Genomic DNA, 1,017 nt, shown 5'->3' with positions numbered 1-1,017 from the left:
AGTCATTTTTCTTACACTTTAGCTTTGGCTTTGGGATTTAAAAATATTATTATGATAGGGCAAGATTTAGCCTTTGATGAAAAAGGAAATTCACACTCAAAAGGTTTTGATTTTGGGGAGAAATTTAGCGGTGAAGAAAATATAGATAAACTTAAAGTCCCTGCCTATGCAGGTAAAGGAGAAGTTTTAACTCATATTGCTTGGAATGATTATCGTATAAAATTAGAATATCTTTTTGCTTGCAATGATCAAAAGGCTAAATTTTACAATGCTACTGAAGGTGGAGCAAGGATTAATTTCACTGAAGAACTTTCCTTTAAAGAATGTTGTGAAAAACTCCTTACAAAAGAAAAACCCAAATTTGAACTTCCAAAAAGTTTAACTAAAAATAGAAGTGATAAACTCCTAGTTAAATTCAAAGAAAAAATACAAAAAGACCAAGAAAATGCTAAAAGATTTTTAAATGATGCTTTAGCTTTAAAACAAATTTTAGAAAATATACTCAGTAAAGATTTTCTTTTGCCTTTAGAATTTTTAGAAAAAATCTATCAAAATATAGAAAATTTTAATCACTCTTTAGATGAAGATGAGTTTATACAGGATGAAGTTTTAAGAGGAGCTTTTGCTTATCGTGGAAAATTAATTTCCGATGTATTAAAACTTCATATACAAGATAAAACGCATTTCATCACAGCTTATATTAAAGCTTACCATGAATGGTTGCTTTATTTTATAGAAAAACTAGAGCAAAAATACAAGTCTTTGTCAAAAGTATGAAATTTTGACACCAAAGTATAAAATATTTTTTTGATTGCACGATATAGCATTTAACAAGTTCATGGATGAGCTTGAAATTTTTTAAAAGGATTTAAAATGGGATTTCGTATTAACACCAATGTTGCAGCTTTAAATGCAAAAGCAAACGCTGATTTAAATAGTAAAAGTTTAGATGCTTCTTTAAGCAGACTTAGTTCAGGTCTTAGAATCAACTCCGCAGCAGATGATGCTTCAGGGATG

General features: G+C 28.9%; 1 protein-coding gene and 1 pseudogene. Both read left to right on the top strand.

The window, feature by feature from the left end; translation table 11 throughout:
- Positions 1–777, top strand: a pseudogene (locus BGS40_RS04330) (motility associated factor glycosyltransferase family protein); the annotation flags it as partial.
- 96 nt (positions 778–873) lie between these two features.
- Positions 874–1,017: flagellin N-terminal helical domain-containing protein (locus tag BGS40_RS04325; RefSeq protein WP_141079786.1), on the top strand; the 144-nt coding region annotated here is incomplete at its 3' end.

Origin of the sequence: Campylobacter sp. 107 (assembly GCF_002383835.1) — a bacterium.
In the GTDB taxonomy this organism is placed as follows: Bacteria; Campylobacterota; Campylobacteria; order Campylobacterales; family Campylobacteraceae; genus Campylobacter_D; species Campylobacter_D jejuni.
Note: the sequence above shows the minus strand (reverse complement) of the source record. Positions and strands in the feature narration are given on the sequence as shown.